This is a genomic window from Sutcliffiella horikoshii (assembly GCF_019931755.1).
Classification (GTDB): domain Bacteria; phylum Bacillota; class Bacilli; order Bacillales; family Bacillaceae_I; genus Sutcliffiella_A; species Sutcliffiella_A horikoshii_E.
Genome location: NZ_CP082918.1, coordinates 4,127,569 through 4,145,322, shown reverse-complemented (window position 1 = coordinate 4,145,322; position 17,754 = coordinate 4,127,569). Strand labels below are relative to the sequence as shown.

Sequence of the window (17,754 nt, the reverse complement as noted above, 5' to 3'; positions counted from 1 at the left end):
TGAGACTTTCTCTACCAATCCCTTATAATAGATTAGTTGCAACAAAAGAATTTCGGTATTCAAACTAATAGATTTACATATATAAGGGGGCCTGCTGTCATGAAGTTTCGTGCTTCTGCCGTGCAATATCCATTGCACACGATCTCAAGCTTTGATGAGTTTGCTAATCAAGTCATTCATTATGTGAAAACCGCCGCTGAATTTGACGCGGATTTTGTCCTGTTTCCAGAGTTTTTGACGACCCAACTAATTTCTTTTCCAGTGGATGGGAGAGAGCAGACGATTCATGATCTGCCCAAATACACCGAACACTATCAACAATTGTTCAGCGGTATTGCCGTGCAAACTGGTATGCATATCATCGGCGGCACACACATCATTGAAAAAGAAGGTAAACTTTACAACGCAGCCCACCTCTTTTACCCTGATGGCCGCATTGCCACACAAGCAAAGCTGCATTTAACACCAACAGAAGTGTATGAATGGGGTCTGACCCCTGGTGAGGACTTGCAAATCTTCCATACCGACTTTGGCACCATTTCGATGCTGACATGCTATGATATTGAGTTTCCAGAAGCGGTAAGGCTTGTGAAAGCGATGGGTGCGGATGTGGTTTTCTGCCCTTCCTGCACAGATGACCGTCACGGTTTCCACCGCGTAAGATACTCTTGTCATGCGCGCACGATTGAAAACCAAATCTATGTGGTGACGACAGGGACAATCGGTTCTCTTCCAACGGTAGACTTTATGCGTGGCAACTTTGGACAGGCTGCCATCATTTCACCAAACGACGTTCCGTTCCCGCCAAGAGGGATTGTGGCAGAAGGGGAGCTGAACACCGATATGATTGTTACAGGTGATCTAGACCTGACCCTCTTACACAAAGTAAGGGAAGCCGGCTCCGTCACCACCTGGAGAGATCGCCGCAACGACCTGTACCCGGACTGGGAGAAACTTGTCAAAGGCAGCCTCACGTATTAATTGACAAACATGCTAATCTGTCTTACCTTAATATCATAAATAAATAAACACACATATAGGATTGTGACTGGTAACGCAGGCAAGACCTAATACGCTTACTCCCCAAAAGAGTAGCGTATTGGGTCTTTTTCTATTTCCGCACAATTCCGACAATAGGAGGAAACACATATGTCATTTTTTAAAAAACTATTCGGCGGTAAAGAAGAAACCAAAACAGAAGAGATCCTAGTAGCACCGATCACAGGGAAAATCGTTCCACTTGAAGAAGTTCCAGACCCTGTATTCGCGCAAAAAATGATGGGCGACGGCATCGCAATCGAGCCAACAGAAGGAACCGTTGTATCTCCGGTAAACGGAGAAATCGTTCAATTCTTCCCGACAAAACACGCTATCGGAATCAAGTCAGAAACAGGAGTGGAAGTACTGATCCACGTAGGTCTTGAAACAGTCGGCATGAAAGGGGAAGGCTTTGAAGGACTTGTGGAAGTCGGCGACAAAGTAAAAGTCGGAACGCCACTTTTAACATTTGATATCGACCTTATTAAAGAAAAAGCAAAAAGCATTGTAACACCTGTTATCCTGACAAACGGAGATATCATTGATACAGTAACCAAACATGCTGCCAAAACAGCTACAAAAGGTGAAACAGCATTGTTGGATTGGAATTTGAAAGCGTAAATCTTCCGTTGCCGTCTTGTTTTCTTTCCCGGAAGCATGTAACTGCTTTGTATAGCCCGTTTGATTGGTTATAATAAAAGATAAAATAGGGCGGTTACATTGGGGAGAGACAAGATTGAGAATAAGTAAAGTGTTAAACAATAACTCGGTTGTCGTCAAAGAGGATGACCAGGAAAAGATTGTGATGGGCCTTGGTGTCGGCTTCCAAAAGCGGAAGAACGATCTGGTGGACCGCAACAAAATTGAAAAGATTTTTGTGATGAAAGAGGAAAGCGACAAGTTTCAGGAGTTGCTTTCCACCCTTCCTGTTGAGCATATCGATGTGGCGGAGGAAATTATCAGTTTTGCAGAAGGCAAGCTGATGGTTCCGTTGAGCAACCACATCCATATCTCTTTGACAGACCATCTTTCTTTTGCGATTGAACGGTTGGAAAAAGGATACACCATCCAAAATAAATTGCTGAATGAAATAAGAGTCCTTTATAAGCCGGAATATGAAATCGGGCAATGGGCACAAGGTTTGATTAAGGAACGGTTGGGCGTCAGTATTCCTGATGATGAAGTGGGACATATTGCCCTTCATCTTCACACGGCGAAAATGGGCTCAAAAAGCATGGAAAACACGATGCAGCTGGCTTCCATCATCCGTGACGCGATTGAGATGATCGAGAAGGAATTTAGTGTGACAATTGAGGAAACCTCCATAAATTATCAACGTCTGCTGACACACCTAAGGTTTGCGATTAACCGTGTGGAAGAGGGAGAACCCTTTCACTCCATGGACCCTGAAATGCTGGAATTACTTCAGATGAAATTTGGAAAGGCATTCGGAACGGCGCAAAAAATCGCGGACTTTCTGGATGCAGAATATAACATTCACTTCCCGTTATCAGAGGTAGGATACATCACGCTCCACATCCAAAGATTAACAGGAAAATAAGAAGCGTTGGACTGTTGACGAACTTTGTTCAACTGCGTAAAATGAAAACGTATTCGCTAACATGTATATACAGGATTGTGACTGGTAATGCAGGCAAGACCTAAAACAGGCAAGGACACGTAGGGACCACTCTACCTTCTTGCAGGTTTTAGGTCTTTTGTTTTTTTATAAAACTAATAGGAAAAAGAGGTGCTCATAATGAATTATAACAAGATAGCGAAAGAGTTGATCCCACTGCTTGGTGGGGAAGACAATGTCATCAGTGCCACACACTGTGCCACTCGCTTAAGACTTGTATTAAAAGATGATGAAAAAGCAACGGCAAATCGTGACCAAATAGAAGAGCTTGACGGAGTAAAAGGGGCCTTTGCTAGCTCAGGCCAGTTCCAAGTTATTTTTGGCACAGGAATCGTTAATAAAGTGTACGGGGAATTTGCAGAAGAGGTAGGGCTTAAAGAAAAAGACACCCAAGACCACGCAGAAGCAGCGAAAAAGAAGATGAATCCGTTCGCGCGTTTCGCAAGAACGTTATCTAACATTTTCGTTCCAATCATTCCTGCCATCGTGGCAAGCGGTCTATTAATGGGGCTGCTAGGAATGGTGACGACATTCGGCTGGGTTGCTGATGACAGCTCCCTTGTAAAAATGCTTAATATGTTCTCAAGCGCCGCATTCATCATCCTTCCAATTTTGCTTGGTTATAGTGCCGCAAAAGAATTCGGTGGAAATCCGTTCCTTGGAGCAGTTGTTGGTGGAATCATGACACATCCTGATCTGCTAAATCCTTGGGGTCTTGCAGAAGCAAACCCAGAATACATGGATTTCATGGGCCTTGATGTCGCTTTAATCGGATACCAAGGGACCGTCGTACCGGTGCTTCTTGCCGTTTTTGTCATGAGCTTTATTGAAAAGAATCTGCGTAAAATCGTGCCAAGCGCAGTAGATTTACTTGTAACACCATTTGTGACTGTTATCTTGACTGGATTTATCACGCTACTTGCAATCGGGCCGTTAGGAAATGCAATCGGTTCAGGTATCACGGTTGTGCTGAACTTTGTGTATGACTATGGAAGTGTCTTTGCCGGCCTTATTTTTGGCGGATTGTACTCCCTGATTGTAATCACTGGTGTTCACCACAGTTTCCATGCTATCGAAGCAGGACTTCTTGCAGAATTAGGCTTTAACTATCTTTTGCCAATCTGGTCCATGGCCAATGTGGCGCAAGGTGGAGCAGGGCTTGCTGTTTACTTCTTAGCAAAACGTGCGAAAACGAAAGAGCTAGCATTGCCGGCAGCACTTTCCGCCTTTTTAGGAATTACAGAACCAGTAATTTTCGGGGTTAACTTGAGATATCGTAAGCCATTTATCGGAGCTGCCATTGGTGGCGCGTTAGGTGGAGCTTATGTGGTGTTTACCAATGTTGTAGCCAACGCTTACGGGCTGACAGGGATTCCGATGATCGCCATTCTTGTGGAATTTGGAACCGTCAATGTCGTGAACTACCTAATCGGTTTTGCGATTGCGGTCGTAGGTGCCTTTATCGCAACCTGGTTCATGGGCATTAAGGAAGAAGACGTAAAATAAGAAGGATTTCCCCTGATGACTGAAGTGCAGGGAGTGAGACTCCGGCGGGAGGTAGCGGTAGGTTGAGACCCCACAGCGCAGCGAGGAGGCTCAAGCACACGCCCCGCGGAAAGCGAACTCCCGGAACGAAAGGAAACAGGGAGTATACCCAATACGTATTGGAAAAGGAGGGGCAACCCAATGAAAAAAGGAATTATCTCGCTAGGAGAAGCGTTAATAGATTTCATCCCGCTTGACTCAGACAATATCAGCTATCAAAAAAGTCCTGGTGGAGCTCCGGCAAACGTAGCAGTCGGGGTTGCACGACTTCAGGCAAAATCTACTTTTATCGGAAAAGTCGGAAACGATGTGCTCGGAAGATTCTTGCAAAAGACATTGTCAGACTACGGAGTCAACACAAGCTCGATGCTGTTAACAGACGATATCCGCACAGGTGTCGTATTCGTTACATTGGAAAATGGAGAACGCAGTTTTGACTTTTACATTAATCCAAGTGCCGATCGCTTTTTAACGGAAGAAGAGATCGATGAGAAGCTTTTTGACGAAAATAAAATACTACATTTCGGCTCCATTTCCCTAATAAGCGAGCCAACAAGAAGTGCTACCATCAAAGCGGTGAAGCTTGCTAAAGAAAAAGGACTGACAGTTTCTTATGACCCCAATCTACGCCTTGGCCTTTGGGACAGTGAAGAAGCGGCAAAAGAGCAGATTATTTCCATGCTTCCATATGCCGATATTTTAAAAATATCAGAGGAAGAGTTGGAGTTCATTACAGGTGAAAAAGATATTGAAAAAGGAGCGGAAAAGCTCGCTGCCTACGAAATTCCGCTTGTCCTTGTAACGCTTGGATCTGAAGGTAGTTATATCTTTACCCGTGAAGGACATCAACACGTGCCGGCACGAAAGGTGACAACAGTGGATACAACAGGAGCGGGGGATGCATTTGTCTCGGGAATTCTCTATATGGCAAACGAGTGGGATGGGGAAATCTCCGCCATTACACTTGAAAAAGCTGTGGAATTGGCGACTTTCGCAAGTGTTTCCGGATCGCTCGCTGCCTCAGAAAAAGGGGCGATGACAGCCCTTCCTTCATTAGAGCAGGTTCAGTCAATCTTAGCAAAATAAAGGAGTTTTTCTTTTATGACAGAAAGAGAGCAAGAGCTTATTAGACTTGCAGAGGAAGAAGTGGAAAAAAATAAAGAGGACGTCGAGCGCGACCCTTATCGATTACGCTATCACCTTATGCCACCTGTCGGCTTGTTGAATGACCCGAACGGCTTTATCCAGTGGAATGGTACTTATCATCTTTTCTATCAATGGATGCCGTTTAAAACAGGCCATGGAGCTAAATTTTGGGGGCATTATTCTTCTAAAAATCTCGTGACTTGGAAGCATGAGCCGATTGCCTTGGCCCCAAGCGAATGGTTTGAGAAGAATGGATGCTACTCTGGAAGTGCGGTCGAGCATGACGGAAAGATGATCCTCTTTTACACAGGAAATGTGAAAGATGCCGATGGAACCCGTGAAACCTATCAGTGCATGGCCGTTTCCGAAGATGGCGTGACATTTGATAAAAAAGGGCCGGTAGTGGAGTTGCCTGAAGGATATACTGCCCATTTCCGTGATCCAAAGGTATGGAAAAAAGGTTCGGACTGGTACATGGTTGTTGGTGCACAAAGTGACGACCTGACAGGGAAGGTGGCTCTTTTAAAATCTGCTGATTTAGTAAAATGGGAGCACCTTGGTGCCATTGCCGGTTCCGGTATGAACGGTTTAGGGGATTTCGGATATATGTGGGAGTGCCCTGACCTGTTTAAGCTTGACGGTGCCGATGTACTTATCGCGTCACCTCAAGGCTTGGAAGCGGACGGTATGAAGTACCAAAACATATACCAGGCGGGCTATTTTATCGGAAAACTTGATTACGAAAACGCTACATTCGAACACGGTGATTTTGTCGAGTTGGACAGGGGATTTGAATTCTACGCACCTCAGACGACCTTGGACGAAAAAGGCCGCCGCCTGATGGTCGGCTGGATGGGCGTACCTGAGCAAGACGAGGACAAGCATCCGACGATTAAGCATAGGTGGATTCATGCACTGACTTTACCTCGTGAATTGAAATGGGCCGATGGGAAGCTGTTGCAAGTTCCTGTGGAAGAGTTGGCTCTTATTAGAAAAGATCAGCTTATAGAAAAAAGTGATTTGCAGCTTTCTGATGACGGAGTTGGACTTGATATTAGGAAGAGTAAAGCATTAGAGATGAGCCTTTCTTTTGAAAAGGATGTAGCGTCATTTGAGTTGGAATTAAGTGAGACAGTCCAGTTGACTTTTGACGCCTCCGAGAGTGTTTTCTCCCTTCGTCGTAAGAGCTTTGTCACAGGGGAATGGGAAAGTAGAAGCTGCAGGTTGCAGGTCTTGGCTGAGCTGCGTGCTTACATGGATTCGTCCTCTATAGAAGTGTTCTTGAACGGTGGGGAAGAAGTGTTTACTGCCCGGATATTCCCGGATGCAAATGCGGCCGGGATGTTAACGTTGTTCGGTGAAGGAACGGTTGGAGAGATGAAAGTTTGGGAAATAGAACCTGAATAAAAAAACTATAACGATTACACTCATCCTGTATCTCTATATCATGAAAATCACAAAGCTCCCAGAAAAATCCCCTCCACACCAATGACCTAAGTGTAGAGGGGATTTTTTGTGCCCGGCATATACCCGGTCTTTTAGAGAAGCAGGAAAGCCAAGGAGATAATGGTTCCGCTGACGAACAGAACAATCACACAAAAGCCCATGATGTCTTTCGCCTTTAAACCTGCGATGGCAAGTGCCGGCAATGCCCAGAACGGTTGAATCAGATTCGTCCATGCATCTCCCCAAGCAACTGCAAGAGCAGTTCTTGCGACGGATACATCCATAGTTTGCGCTGCATCTAACATGACAGGAGCTTGAACCGCCCATTGTCCTCCACCGGATGGAACAAAAAAGTTCACGATTCCGGCACTAAGGAAAGCGAAGAAATGGAAGGTGTGTTCATTCGATATGTTAACGAATGCTTCTGACATGACGGCAGCGAGGCCGGACAAGGTCATCATTCCCATTATTCCCGCATAGAAAGGGAATTGGATGATAATGCCGCTAGCACCTTTTACCGCATTTGTAACAGCCTCAAGGAAATACTTCGGACGCCAGTGGAACAAGATTCCTAAGAACAGGAATAGGAAATTAACAATATCCAAATTTAATTTAAAACCGTTTCCAGCAAAATAGTAAAACAAGAATACTAGCCCCAGAACAGAGACTACCAGTGAGAGAACCCAGCTGTTTTCAAGACGCTCAGCAGGGGTCATAGCTGATTTCTCTAACGTAGCTGCCTGAAGGCTTGATGCGTCCTCCAATATCGCAGGATCGACTGTAATCGTTTCGTCCTTTGAAGGCATCATCAAACGGTTTAATAATGGTAGTGTCACAAAAAGTGCAGCAAGAATGATTAGGTTAAATGGTGCAAAGATGGTCTGATCGGTTGAGATGACACCAATCATGTCCTCTGCAAAATGTCCTTCTGTCGCAATGGTAAGTGGAATGGAACCAGAGAAACCCCCGTGCCAAACAATGAACCCGCTGTAAGCGCTTGCAATTAAGAGCCTATAATCCACGTTCTGAACCCTTTTTGCAAGCTCTTTTGCAAATAAAGCCCCAATAACCAATCCGAAGCCCCAGTTAATCCAGCTGGCAATAATGGAGACGACAGTAACGATAATGATGGCACTTCCCGGAGATTTAGCCGTTGAAGCCAAAGCACCAAGAAATCTTTTGAAAATTGGGCTGCTTGCCAATACATGTCCTGTTACCAAAACAAGTACCATTTGCATTGAGAAGGCTAGCAATCCCCAGAACCCGCCGCCCCAATGCTGTACCATATCGGCAGGACTGCTGTCAGTAAAAATGAGTCCAAGTCCGAATACCACAAGCGTTAAGATAATAACGAATAAGAACGGATCCGGCAAATAACGTTGCATTAATCGATTAAAAAATGAAATCACGCATATCCCCCCAATAAATTTTTTGTCGAAAATTAATCCCATCCCTCCTTTACATTTCTCTACTAACAGATATATTCCTTCTTTTTTAGTGGTAGTCCAATTTACAATTTTTCTTGACAGAGAGGTTGTGTTTCCAGTATGGTTTAATAAAAAGTGAGTAATCACTCATTTTTTATAGGAGGGGTAAATCAATGAACAATGAAGTTTGCAGAGTTTCTAATCTATCTATTTCTTTTGGAAAGCAAGAAGTGTTGAAAGACATCAATTTATCCATTAATAAAGGGGAAGTCTTTGGTTTTTTAGGCCCGTCAGGAGCAGGTAAGACAACACTAGTGAAAGCAATCGCTGGCCTTCAGCCTATAAATAATGGGGAGGTAGAGGTGCTTACACGTAAGATGCCTACTTTATCACTCTCTGAGAAAATTGGTTATATGGCCCAGTCAGATGCCTTGTATCAAGATTTGACTGCCCAGGAGAACCTCCAATTTTTCTCCTCTCTATATAATTTAAAAAGAATCGATAGGAAAAAACGAATCCACGAAGTGATGGAGCTTGTGAACCTCAGTGAGCACCTCCATAAGCCTGTGCAGCAATTTTCAGGCGGGATGAAACGGAGACTGTCTCTTGCAATATCACTAATTCACAACCCGGAATTACTGATATTGGATGAGCCTACTGTAGGGATTGATCCTCTCCTTAGGAAATCTATTTGGCAGGAACTTAAGGCGCTAAGCAAAGCAGGTACCACCGTACTTGTTACCACACATGTGATGGATGAAGCCCAAAAGTGTGATCGCCTGGCAATGATAAGAGAGGGAAGCCTGCTCGCGGTAGGAAGTACAGAGGAACTGCAAAGAAAGACGGGTACAACTAGCATGGAAGATGCATTTTTAACTTTTGGAGGTGCGACTGTATGAGAATAACTGCGGTGATCATTCGGATTTTACGCCAGTTTTTCCGAGATAAAAGAACGTTGGGTTTAATGATTATTGCGCCAATGCTTATTTTAGCTCTAATGAATGCGGTATTTGCAGACCAGGAACCGAATATGGAAATTGGAGTGGTGGGAGAGGTTCAATCACTCGTGCAACATTTTGAAGATGAAAATATGAAATTAATAGTAGTCGAGAGTGAAGAGGAGGGCAGGGATAGAATAGCAGAATCGGAAATCGATGCGCTTCTTACGAAGGGGAAAATAGTGTTAGAGGGAAGCGATCCATCTGTGAATAAAGCGATCCTGCTCAAGCTGCAAAAGTTGAACCAGCCTGATCAAAACAAGGAACTGCCATTTGACATAGAGTATGCATATGGATCGGATACAATGGAGATGTTTGATAATATCGGTCCTTTTCTTATCGTCTTTTTCGTTTTCTTTTTCGTCTTTTTGATTACGGGTGTATCTTTTCTTCGCGAACGGACTAGTGGAACTTTGGAAAGGCTGATGGCCACACCAATTAAAAGATGGGAGCTTGTGATGGGGTATGTAGCGGGTTTTGGGATATTTACGCTCATCCAATCAAGCATCATTGTCTTTTTTACTATTTACATGTTAGATATCCAAATGGCAGGAAATATACTGTCCATTCTTTTTGTTACCTTTACTGTCGCCATTACGGCGTTGACACTCGGAACCTTGTTGTCTGCATTTGCAAAGAATGAATTACAAATGATTCAATTCATTCCACTTGTTGTTGTTCCACAAGTGTTCTTTTCCGGCTTGTTTTCCATTGAAGCTATGCCTACTTGGCTTCAAAAATTAAGTTTGGTGATGCCTTTAACCTATGCAGGAGAAGCGATGAAGGATATTATGATTAGAGGGAAAGGAATAGAAGAGATTTATAGTTATATTCTATTGTTATTTGGTTTCTCTCTTTTATTTATCTTATTAAACATTAAAGCTTTGAAAAAATATCGACCGACATAAGGCTTAATAAGGAAAGGAGCAAGCATGGGCAATCAAGAAGAGAAAAAAATGAGCGAAAAACACCGTAAAATACTGGAGGCAGCCATTGATACTTTTGCAGAGAAAGGGTATGCGGCTACTTCCACCAATGAAATAGCAAAAAAGGCCGGAGTTGCAGAGGGGACAATATTCAGACATTACAAAACGAAGAAGGAGTTGCTCCTTTCCATCGTTTCTCCAACGGTTGCCAAGTTTGTCGCACCGCATTTCGCTAAATCTTTCTCCAAGGAAGTATTGGAGGGAGAGTATGACAGCTATGAGGAGTTCCTCCGAAAACTGGCATACAATCGTTATGAATTTATTAAACAGAATTTCCCGATTCTAAAAATTTTCATCCAGGAAGTCGCGTTCCATGAAGAGTTTCAAAAGCCATATTTTAATCTCTTCAAAGAAGTCATTCTTCCAAACTTTACAAATGTAGTCGTGCATTTCCAAGATAAGGGGGAGTTGAAAAAGCTTCCTCCTGAAACAATTATCCGCTTTACTATATCAACTATTGCCGGAACAATATTTACTCAACGATTTCTTGATCAAAAACAGGATTTTAATCAAGAATTAGAAGAGGCTATTTCCTTTTTAATGGATGGGCTAAATCCCGGTCAAAAATAAACAGAGCGGTCAAAGTGGAAAATGTTTATTCTCCATGTGTACAATGAAAAAAAGACCACAGGAGGGAACATCGTGAATCAAACTATTGAAACCATACTTTCGCATCGCTCCGTTCGAAAATTTGAAGATAAAAGCTTAACAGAGGAACAGATAAAAACGATCGTCAAAAGCGCTCAAGCAGCTTCTACGTCAAGCTTTGTTCAAGCCTACTCGATTATCGGGGTAAAAGATAAGGCGAAGAAAAAACGCTTGGCTGAGCTTGCCGGAAACCAATCATATGTAGAGAATAATGGGCATTTCTTCGTCTTTTGCGCTGATTTCCACCGCCATGCACTAATTGGTAAATTGGAAGATACAGATGTCACATCATCCATTGAGAGTACGGAAAAGTTCATGGTGGCAGTAATAGATGCGTCGCTTGCCGCACAGAACGCTACTGTTGCTGCAGAGTCCATGGGCCTTGGCATCTGTTATATCGGGGGACTTCGTACGAATATTGCAGAAGTGGCAGAGCTTTTGAAAATGCCGGCAAATACTATTCCTTTATTTGGCCTTGCAGTGGGCTATCCGGCACAGGACACCGGAGTGAAACCTCGTTTGCCTATGGAGAATGTGTACCACGAAGAGGAATATCAACAGGATGAAAAGGTCTTTAAAGAGCAATTGGAAGACTATAATCAGGAGATTTCCGGCTACTATCATGAACGCACTCAGGGAAAACGTTCGGACACATGGACAAGTCAAATGGCCGGGATGTTGAAAGAACCGAAGCGGATGCATATGAAGGGGTTTGTGGAAAAGCAGGGATTTGCGAAGAAATAACCTATACAAAATTAAAAAGGCAACCCCGTTATGGTTAACGGGGTTGCCTTTTTAAAAAGAGAAGAAAGTATATAAAACCGTTGATTTCCGTTCCAAGCGCTTCGCTTGCCTGCGGGCGGTCCGTGAGCCTCCTCACTTCGTTGCGGGGTCTCACCTGTCCCTTCCTCCCGCGGGCGTCTGCGCGCCTTCCACTCCAATCAACAAGGTTACATCATTCACAGGGCGGTTTTATTTTCCTGATATTCTTAATTCACTTAATTTCTACAATTCTCCTCACTAAAGGAACCAATGCGTACCCGATATAAAACCCCAGTACATTTAAAATTAGATCATCAATATCTAAGCTTCCTCTATTCGTAAGCAATTGGGTAATTTCAATGCAGGAAACTAGTGCAAAAGGAAGGAACACTCTGATTAAAAAACGTCTAGTCCAAAATGCCAGTAAAACCCCAAAGGGTACAAACAACCCTACATTAGCAGCCAGGTTATAAAAAGAAACGAACCAATCTGCATTGCCAGAAAGGTAAAGTGAAATAGTTTTAAAAGGTACAAGATTGCTGTTATCATAGGCCGGCTCACTGGGCCTCATGAATAGAAGAACCAGCAGGGAAAGGGTATAAAGAATGAAGGCGCCGATTAGAAAAGGGCGTCTTACCACCAATTGCTGCTTCGTTACAAATAAATAGATGGCTAGGTTAACAACAAATATACAAAAAAAGAGCACAACCAACACAACAGGATGCAGGTAGGAAGTGAGAGTGCTTGTGATGGGAATGAAGATCGTGAAAATGATGATGCTCATCAGGATGGGAATAAGTATTTTTTTCAAAAAAGTGCTACCTCCGCTCAAAGAAAAAACCGGGTCGTATACCGCCCGATTACTCTTCTGTTTCCGTTTCTTCTTCCTCGGCAGTACCTTCTAATAATTTCTTCAATTGGGAAAGATGGTCGCCGTCTTCTTTTTTCAAAATCTTTCGGATGATGGGCTTGGTGAGCTTCATAACGATGCCTGAAGTATGAATGTCCCCTTGAAAATGAACCTTCGTACCACCATCCACTGTTGGCTTAAAGTCATAGTGATAAATAACCTTCAGCCCATTTGCCTCGCTCTTGACCACATAACGTTCATTCGGTAAGAATTCGATAAATTCAATAATAGAAGATGCTTGTCGTCCACGGATTTCACGGGTTTCTTTAAACTTCGTACCAACCTGTATTGGGCCTTCTGTCAGCTTTTCAATAGCAACGACATTTTGCATTATTTTGGAAGAGTTGTCCATATTGGCCGCATAAGAAAATACCTCTTCCACGGGCTTGGAAATAATGACGGAATCCTGAATATCTGGCAAGGTGATCTCTCCTCTCAAAAACCATATCTAATGCTTTAATAATAGCACAGAAAAAGGAAGGACTAGCGGGAATTTGAAACAGGGAAGTTTAAAAAGTTCTCCGGACGGAAATATACACAGTAACAAGCTGAATTATTAAAAATTAGAGGAGGAAATCATTATGTTAGGATTATTAATTACTCTTATTATAGCAATCGTTATTGGAATGATCGGAAGTGCCATCGCACCTGGTAGAATGCCTGGGGGAATCTTGGGAGCTATGCTTGCAGGTTTAGTGGGAGCTTGGATTGGTCACGGGTTATTCGGTTCTTTAGGACCTGTTATCGCTGACTTTGCCATCATCCCAGCCATCATCGGTGCCGCAATCTTCGTATTCTTATTAACATTAATCTCAAGAGGACTAAGAAGTGCAACATAATAGTAGGATAATAAAAAAGAGGCAACCATCCGGCTGCCTCTTTTTAATGCTTATTTCGCTTCTAAACGACGGATACGCTCATTTAAATCAGGGTGAGTAGAGAATAAAGAACTCTTTCTCTTTCCGTTGATTTTAAGAGATGCAATCGCAGTATCTTTCTCTTCTGTCACACGGTTTGTGTAAGCTTGAAGGGAACGCAATGCATGCACCATTTTGTCTTTACCTGCAAGGTCTGCGCCTCCACGGTCTGCGTGGAACTCACGGTAACGGGAGAAGGCAAATACGACGATGCTTCCAAGGATCGAGAATGCGATTTGGAATACGATAATGGCAATGAAATGTACGATCGGTGCCATTTCTTCTTTTACAAAACGAGACGCGATGAAAGCTGCGATACGAGCCAAGAATACTACGAATGTATTCACAACACCTTGCAATAACGTCATCGTTACCATATCACCATTGGCGATGTGGGCAACCTCATGGGCGATAACCCCTTCAACAGCGGCTTCGTCCATTTCATCTAATAGACCAGAAGAAACAGCTACTAATGAACGGTTCTTGGAAGGACCTGTAGCAAATGCGTTAACCTCTGGAGAGTAGTAAATTCCAACTTCCGGCATTTTCGTGATACCAGCTGCACGGGACATACGGTGAACCATTTCAACAATTTGACGTTCTTGTGAGTTCATCGGACCATCTGGATCGATGACTTTCACATTCATCATTTTCTTAGCCATCCAACGGGACATCAATAAGGAAATGAAGGAACCTGTGAAACCGACGATGGCACTAAATACAAGAAGTGCTCCGAAATTTATTCCGCCATCTTCAATATAGTTTCCAGCACCAGTCACCATAAAGATGATGGAAATCGTTGTTAAGACAAGTACGTTCGTAAGGATAAAAAAGAATATACGTTTTGCCATGTTTCTCCTCCTGATTGTTTTGAGGTCTTTTGAACCTCTATCTCTCTTGTCTATATTATAGATTGAAATGTTTTATTTTTCAACGAAAGTGTCTGACATTATTTGACGAAACCGGCTGGCCATTTTACTATAAATGCAGGAATGTCGGATGAAGAGGGTGTGTTAGGGTATGGGAAAAGAGTGGAACAGAATGGAGTTGGCGCAGTTTCTGGTGAAATTGGAACAAGGGACGCTTTCTGTTGAAATGAGGCAGGACATGCCGAAAAGTTTCCAAAATCTTTCTTTTAAAAAAGGGAAAGAGGAAGTTGGTTTAACGATGTCCAATATCGTTTGGCTCGGCAATCAGTTGGAAAGCGCCAATTATACAGAACCGGCTTTGAAAAATTGGGTAAAACGAGAAATAAAAGAGTACATAGGGGCCCCTCAAGTTGGTCGCAAATACTCCATCCAGCAGACCGCACTGCTTTTTATTGTCAAAGACCTTAAAGTGCTACTTGATTTTGAAGCGATCAGGAAGGTGCTCGGTTCCATTTTCAATAACCCTGTGGAGCGGGCAGATGATATCATCAGTCCTTTAAAGTTTTATCAAGGATATGCTTGTTTGTATGAGCAATTGATGCAAAAGACAAATCTACTCACAGAGAGCAACATCAAAAGCGAAATCGAGCAATTTTTGATAGCCGAAGATGGATTTACAGTAGAAGATAAGGGGAAGGTTTTTGATGCATTAATGGTGGCAACTCTTGCTGTTCGAACTAATTTTTTGAAAGCTTGGGCCCAACGGTATGTGATGGGGGAAAACGGAAAAGAATAAGTTTATTGCATGTAAACGCTTCACTTGTCGAAGTTAGGTTATAATAGGTTTAAAGCTTGATTTGACTGGGCTTAATATGGTATTTTCAATGCGGACTATCGCGAAATAAATTACCTTGAAGAAGGGAAGTTTTTATATTATGGCAAAGCAACAAATCGGCGTAATCGGTTTAGCGGTTATGGGAAAAAACCTGGCAATGAACATTGAGAGCAGAGGTTATTCCGTTTCCGTTTTTAACCGTTCCCCGGAAAAGACAGAAGAATTCCTTCAAGAAACAGAAGGAAGAAACTTTAAAGGTACATACAGCATCGAAGAATTTGTTCAATCTCTAGAGTCCCCTCGCAAAATTTTACTTATGGTAAAAGCAGGCGGCCCGACGGATGCAACAATTGACTCGTTAAAACCGTATCTTGATAAAGGTGACATCCTGATTGATGGTGGAAACACACTTTACACAGATACCATTCGCCGTAACAAAGAACTTGGCGAGCTTGGCTTGAACTTCATCGGGACAGGCGTTTCCGGTGGGGAAGAGGGAGCGCTAAAAGGTCCTTCCATCATGCCTGGTGGACAAAAAGAAGCATACGAACTTGTAGAAGATATCCTGAAAAGCATTTCCGCAAAAGTGGAAGGCGACGCTTGCTGCACATACATCGGTCCAGACGGTGCCGGACATTATGTGAAAATGGTGCATAACGGAATTGAGTACGGTGACATGCAACTTATTAGTGAAGCGTATTTCTTATTGAAGAATGTACTTGGTCTTTCTGCTCAAGAGCTTCACGAAGTGTTCTCCGAGTGGAACAAAGGTGAGCTTGACAGCTACCTGATCGAAATCACAGCAGACATCTTTACAAAAGTGGACGACGAAACAGGCAAGCCGCTTGTAGATGTTATTCTTGATACAGCTGGACAAAAAGGAACTGGTAAATGGACAAGCAAGAGCGCATTAGATCTTGGTGTTCCACTTCCAATCATCACAGAATCCGTATTCGCACGCTTTATCTCTGCTATGAAAGAAGAGCGCGTGAAAGCAAGCGGCATTCTTCGTGGGCCAGAAGCAGTCGGCTTTACTGGTGACAAAGAAGCGTTCATCGAGAGCGTGCGTAAAGCACTTTACATGAGCAAGATCTGCTCTTACGCTCAAGGATTTGCACAATTGCGTGCAGCATCTGAAGAGTACGGTTGGGACCTGAAATACGGCGAGATCGCCATGATCTTCCGCGGCGGTTGCATCATCCGTGCGCAATTCTTGCAAAAAATTAAAGAAGCTTACGACCGTGAAGCGGGCCTTGCAAACCTATTGCTTGACCCATACTTCAAAGAAATCGTGGAAAGCTACCAAGGCGGCCTTCGCGAAATCCTTGGCGTTGCAATCCAGCACGGCGTACCTGTACCATCCTTCTCAAGCGCGCTTGCATACTATGACAGCTACCGCTCTGAGACGTTGCCTGCAAACTTGATCCAAGCGCAGCGTGACTACTTCGGTGCTCATACGTATCAACGTGTGGACAAGGAAGGGATCTTCCATACGGAGTGGATGAAGTAAGAATTGATTGATTGAAATTGGACAAATCCATGGTTCCCGCATGATGCGGGGGCTGTTGGGTTGGTTTTTTTGTGGGGTGGAGCCGGAGAGGTTGAGGTTAATGGGACGAGTTGGTTGATAAAACGAAGTCTTAGTTAAAAAATCGGGTGCGTGGTTACCGATCTCACGCGATGTTCCCTTGTTTATCCAGCTATTTCTTGATATATTTGTTTTTTTATTGATATCCACCCAAGTTTTCTTGATATATCTCAAAATTTCTTGATATATGCCAAAATTTCTCGATATAATCCCAAAATTATTGATATCCCGAAAATAGCCCCTGATTTACCGAGACCCAGCCCCCGAAATCCCACCAATCTACAAAAAAACCACCCTGCCCCCAAAATTCTCGGGGCAGAGTGGCTTAAACTCACCAATCTTACTTCATATCCATCAATACAATACGTGCCGGTGATGCATCCACACCGCTCAGCTTTAACGGCGCCGCGCACATGATGTACTCGCCTTCTGCGATATCCTTCAAACGCAAGCCTTCAATGATGATGACGTCATTTGCGAAAAGCGTTTTGTGTGTCGGGTGGCCTTCCTGGCTGCGCTCGATGCCAAGTGCATCGACACCAACGCCGCTTACGCCGATTTCAGCCAAGTACGCCGCTGCGTCCTCTGCTACAAACACAAAGTCAAAGTTGAACTCTTCATCAAAAGAGTTTTTCGTTTTGAATAAAAGGAAATCGTCCTTTTGAATGTCCAGCCCTTCAATATCCTTCACCGTGATGCGGTCCTCAACTCCAGTCAAGTCAAACACTTTACAAGGACCAACAAGCTTGTCCAATGGCAAGGTTTCGATTGTTTCTCCGTCTACCACCATGTGAAGCGGGGCATCCACATGTGTTCCCGTGTGGACATCCAGCTCCAGGCGGGTTTCGGTTACATAACCGTTTGTGTTGGTCGTTTGTTTTGGTTGCTTTTCCGGTTTATTTTTATATACTGGCATTCCCGTGTAAATAGGGGATGATACGTCGTAAACTTTCATGTGTTAAAGTCTCCCTTCTATTTTCAAGCACAAGGTTCAAGTAGT

Annotated in this window: 18 protein-coding genes; 13 read left to right on the top strand and 5 right to left on the bottom strand. The window is 43.5% G+C overall.

The genetic code is table 11. From position 1 onward, the window contains the following. Positions 1-99: 99 nt before the first annotated feature. The 6 genes from K7887_RS21110 to K7887_RS21085 all read left to right on the top strand — a co-directional run bounded on the left by K7887_RS21110 (position 100) and on the right by K7887_RS21085 (position 6,775). Positions 100-981 (top strand): carbon-nitrogen hydrolase family protein, encoded by an 882-nt coding sequence (locus K7887_RS21110; protein WP_223491560.1) that lies wholly within the window; start codon positions 100-102, stop codon positions 979-981. Positions 982-1,149: 168 nt separating this feature from the next. After that, a complete protein-coding gene (locus tag K7887_RS21105) occupies positions 1,150-1,659 on the top strand; it encodes a PTS sugar transporter subunit IIA (protein WP_223491559.1) in 510 nt (169 codons plus the stop codon). A 115-nt stretch (positions 1,660-1,774) separates the two neighbouring features. Next, a complete protein-coding gene (locus tag K7887_RS21100) occupies positions 1,775-2,599 on the top strand; it encodes a PRD domain-containing protein (protein WP_223491558.1) in 825 nt (274 codons plus the stop codon). A 198-nt stretch (positions 2,600-2,797) separates the two neighbouring features. Next, positions 2,798-4,183, top strand: a complete 1,386-nt coding sequence (locus tag K7887_RS21095; RefSeq protein WP_223491557.1) for a sucrose-specific PTS transporter subunit IIBC — start codon at positions 2,798-2,800, stop codon at positions 4,181-4,183. A 180-nt stretch (positions 4,184-4,363) separates the two neighbouring features. Further along, complete coding sequence (locus K7887_RS21090; RefSeq protein WP_223491556.1) at positions 4,364-5,308, top strand: aminoimidazole riboside kinase; 945 nt, start codon at positions 4,364-4,366, stop codon at positions 5,306-5,308. A gap of 15 nt (positions 5,309-5,323) precedes the next feature. Next, the gene (locus K7887_RS21085) at positions 5,324-6,775 is read left to right on the top strand and encodes a sucrose-6-phosphate hydrolase (protein ID WP_223491555.1); all 1,452 of its coding nucleotides are present in this window, start codon (positions 5,324-5,326) and stop codon (positions 6,773-6,775) included. A gap of 131 nt (positions 6,776-6,906) precedes the next feature. On the opposite strand, the gene K7887_RS21080 is transcribed toward K7887_RS21085, so the two are convergent. Beyond that, positions 6,907-8,265 (bottom strand): short-chain fatty acid transporter, encoded by a 1,359-nt coding sequence (locus K7887_RS21080; protein WP_223491554.1) that lies wholly within the window; start codon positions 8,263-8,265, stop codon positions 6,907-6,909. Positions 8,266-8,414: 149 nt separating this feature from the next. On the opposite strand from K7887_RS21080, the gene ccmA reads away from it, so the two are divergent. The 4 genes from ccmA to nfsA all read left to right on the top strand — a co-directional run bounded on the left by ccmA (position 8,415) and on the right by nfsA (position 11,617). Further along, positions 8,415-9,140, top strand: coding sequence for a heme ABC exporter ATP-binding protein CcmA (gene ccmA, locus K7887_RS21075; RefSeq protein WP_223491553.1), 726 nt, complete (start codon positions 8,415-8,417; stop codon positions 9,138-9,140). Then, on the top strand, positions 9,137-10,147 hold the full coding sequence (locus K7887_RS21070) for an ABC transporter permease (protein ID WP_223491552.1): 1,011 nt from the start codon (positions 9,137-9,139) through the stop codon (positions 10,145-10,147). The genes ccmA and K7887_RS21070 overlap by 4 nt, the downstream gene beginning before the upstream one ends. Positions 10,148-10,171: 24 nt before the next feature. Next, positions 10,172-10,795 carry a TetR/AcrR family transcriptional regulator gene (locus K7887_RS21065; RefSeq protein ID WP_223491551.1) on the top strand — a complete coding sequence of 208 codons (624 nt, stop codon included), beginning with the start codon at positions 10,172-10,174 and terminating at the stop codon, positions 10,793-10,795. Between the two features lie 72 nt (positions 10,796-10,867). Further along, a complete protein-coding gene (nfsA, locus tag K7887_RS21060) occupies positions 10,868-11,617 on the top strand; it encodes an oxygen-insensitive NADPH nitroreductase (RefSeq protein WP_223491550.1) in 750 nt (249 codons plus the stop codon). A gap of 250 nt (positions 11,618-11,867) precedes the next feature. Here nfsA and K7887_RS21055 read toward each other — a convergent pair whose 3' ends face one another. Both K7887_RS21055 and K7887_RS21050 read right to left on the bottom strand, forming a co-directional pair. After that, positions 11,868-12,446, bottom strand: a complete 579-nt coding sequence (locus K7887_RS21055; protein WP_223491549.1) for a VanZ family protein — start codon at positions 12,444-12,446, stop codon at positions 11,868-11,870. Positions 12,447-12,495: 49 nt separating this feature from the next. After that, positions 12,496-12,966 carry an SRPBCC family protein gene (locus K7887_RS21050; protein ID WP_223491548.1) on the bottom strand — a complete coding sequence of 157 codons (471 nt, stop codon included), beginning with the start codon at positions 12,964-12,966 and terminating at the stop codon, positions 12,496-12,498. Positions 12,967-13,126: 160 nt separating this feature from the next. Between K7887_RS21050 and K7887_RS21045 the strand changes: the two genes are divergently transcribed. After that, positions 13,127-13,384: a GlsB/YeaQ/YmgE family stress response membrane protein gene (locus K7887_RS21045; RefSeq protein WP_223491547.1), complete on the top strand. Its 258-nt coding sequence runs from the start codon at positions 13,127-13,129 to the stop codon at positions 13,382-13,384. Positions 13,385-13,434: 50 nt separating this feature from the next. On the opposite strand, the gene htpX is transcribed toward K7887_RS21045, so the two are convergent. After that, complete coding sequence (htpX, locus tag K7887_RS21040) at positions 13,435-14,313, bottom strand: protease HtpX (protein ID WP_088019828.1); 879 nt, start codon at positions 14,311-14,313, stop codon at positions 13,435-13,437. Positions 14,314-14,482: 169 nt separating this feature from the next. On the opposite strand from htpX, the gene K7887_RS21035 reads away from it, so the two are divergent. Both K7887_RS21035 and gndA read left to right on the top strand, forming a co-directional pair. Next, positions 14,483-15,127 (top strand): DUF1836 domain-containing protein, encoded by a 645-nt coding sequence (locus K7887_RS21035; protein WP_223491546.1) that lies wholly within the window; start codon positions 14,483-14,485, stop codon positions 15,125-15,127. A gap of 139 nt (positions 15,128-15,266) precedes the next feature. Next, a complete protein-coding gene (gndA, locus tag K7887_RS21030; protein WP_223491545.1) occupies positions 15,267-16,676 on the top strand; it encodes an NADP-dependent phosphogluconate dehydrogenase in 1,410 nt (469 codons plus the stop codon). 418 nt (positions 16,677-17,094) lie between these two features. Here gndA and K7887_RS21025 read toward each other — a convergent pair whose 3' ends face one another. Next, the gene (locus K7887_RS21025) at positions 17,095-17,709 is read right to left on the bottom strand and encodes a cyclase family protein (protein ID WP_223491544.1); all 615 of its coding nucleotides are present in this window, start codon (positions 17,707-17,709) and stop codon (positions 17,095-17,097) included. Positions 17,710-17,754: the final 45 nt, after the last annotated feature.

Excerpts from the sequence above, each read along its gene's own strand:
- K7887_RS21110 (WP_223491560.1), top strand. The coding sequence starts at position 100 with ATGAAGTTTCGTGCTTCTGCCGTGCAATATCCATTGCACACGATCTCA.
- K7887_RS21105 (WP_223491559.1), top strand. The coding sequence starts at position 1,150 with ATGTCATTTTTTAAAAAACTATTCGGCGGTAAAGAAGAAACCAAAACA.
- K7887_RS21095 (WP_223491557.1), top strand. The coding sequence starts at position 2,798 with ATGAATTATAACAAGATAGCGAAAGAGTTGATCCCACTGCTTGGTGGG.
- K7887_RS21090 (WP_223491556.1), top strand. The coding sequence starts at position 4,364 with ATGAAAAAAGGAATTATCTCGCTAGGAGAAGCGTTAATAGATTTCATC.
- K7887_RS21085 (WP_223491555.1), top strand. The coding sequence starts at position 5,324 with ATGACAGAAAGAGAGCAAGAGCTTATTAGACTTGCAGAGGAAGAAGTG.
- K7887_RS21080 (WP_223491554.1), bottom strand. The coding sequence starts at position 8,265 with ATGGGATTAATTTTCGACAAAAAATTTATTGGGGGGATATGCGTGATT.
- ccmA (WP_223491553.1), top strand. The coding sequence starts at position 8,415 with ATGAACAATGAAGTTTGCAGAGTTTCTAATCTATCTATTTCTTTTGGA.
- K7887_RS21070 (WP_223491552.1), top strand. The coding sequence starts at position 9,137 with ATGAGAATAACTGCGGTGATCATTCGGATTTTACGCCAGTTTTTCCGA.
- K7887_RS21065 (WP_223491551.1), top strand. The coding sequence starts at position 10,172 with ATGGGCAATCAAGAAGAGAAAAAAATGAGCGAAAAACACCGTAAAATA.
- K7887_RS21045 (WP_223491547.1), top strand. The coding sequence starts at position 13,127 with ATGTTAGGATTATTAATTACTCTTATTATAGCAATCGTTATTGGAATG.
- htpX (WP_088019828.1), bottom strand. The coding sequence starts at position 14,313 with ATGGCAAAACGTATATTCTTTTTTATCCTTACGAACGTACTTGTCTTA.
- K7887_RS21035 (WP_223491546.1), top strand. The coding sequence starts at position 14,483 with ATGGGAAAAGAGTGGAACAGAATGGAGTTGGCGCAGTTTCTGGTGAAA.
- gndA (WP_223491545.1), top strand. The coding sequence starts at position 15,267 with ATGGCAAAGCAACAAATCGGCGTAATCGGTTTAGCGGTTATGGGAAAA.
- K7887_RS21025 (WP_223491544.1), bottom strand. The coding sequence starts at position 17,709 with ATGAAAGTTTACGACGTATCATCCCCTATTTACACGGGAATGCCAGTA.